1 rRNA gene is annotated in these 1,270 nt (G+C 56.6%); it reads left to right on the top strand.

The window, feature by feature from the left end:
• A 16S ribosomal RNA gene (locus BANT918_RS17110) occupies positions 1 to 1,270 on the top strand; the annotation flags it as partial.

Raw genomic sequence — 1,270 nt, forward strand, 5'->3', positions numbered from 1 at the left:
GTGGAAAGTTTTTTCGGTTGGGGATGGGCTCGCGGCCTATCAGTTTGTTGGTGAGGTAATGGCTCACCAAGACGACGACGGGTAGCCGGCCTGAGAGGGCGACCGGCCACACTGGGACTGAGACACGGCCCAGACTCCTACGGGAGGCAGCAGTGGGGAATATTGCACAATGGGGGAAACCCTGATGCAGCGACGCAGCGTGCGGGATGACGGCCTTCGGGTTGTAAACCGCTTTCAGCAGGGAAGAAGCCACCTTCGGGTGGTGACGGTACCTGCAGAAGAAGTACCGGCTAACTACGTGCCAGCAGCCGCGGTAATACGTAGGGTACAAGCGTTGTCCGGAATTATTGGGCGTAAAGAGCTCGTAGGTGGTTGGTCACGTCTGCTGTGGAAACGCAACGCTTAACGTTGCGCGTGCAGTGGGTACGGGCTGACTAGAGTGCAGTAGGGGAGTCTGGAATTCCTGGTGTAGCGGTGAAATGCGCAGATATCAGGAGGAACACCGGTGGCGAAGGCGGGACTCTGGGCTGTAACTGACACTGAGGAGCGAAAGCATGGGGAGCGAACAGGATTAGATACCCTGGTAGTCCATGCCGTAAACGTTGGGCACTAGGTGTGGGGGACATTCCACGTTCTCCGCGCCGTAGCTAACGCATTAAGTGCCCCGCCTGGGGAGTACGGTCGCAAGGCTAAAACTCAAAGGAATTGACGGGGGCCCGCACAAGCGGCGGAGCATGCGGATTAATTCGATGCAACGCGAAGAACCTTACCAAGGCTTGACATACACCAGACCGGCCTGGAAACAGGTTTTCCTCTTTGAGGTTGGTGTACAGGTGGTGCATGGTTGTCGTCAGCTCGTGTCGTGAGATGTTGGGTTAAGTCCCGCAACGAGCGCAACCCTCGTTCTATGTTGCCAGCACGTAATGGTGGGAACTCATAGGAGACTGCCGGGGTCAACTCGGAGGAAGGTGGGGATGACGTCAAATCATCATGCCCTTTATGTCTTGGGCTTCACGCATGCTACAATGGCTGGTACAGAGAGATGCGAGACCGCGAGGTTTTAGCGAATCCCTTAAAGCCAGTCTCAGTTCGGATCGTAGTCTGCAATTCGACTACGTGAAGTCGGAGTCGCTAGTAATCGCAGATCAGCAACGCTGCGGTGAATACGTTCCCGGGCCTTGTACACACCGCCCGTCAAGTCACGAAAGTCGGTAACACCCGAAGCCGGTGGCCCAACCCTTGTGGAGGGGGCCGTCTAAGGTGGGACTGG

Source organism: Brevibacterium antiquum CNRZ 918, from assembly GCF_900169145.1.
GTDB lineage: Bacteria > Actinomycetota > Actinomycetes > Actinomycetales > Brevibacteriaceae > Brevibacterium > Brevibacterium koreense.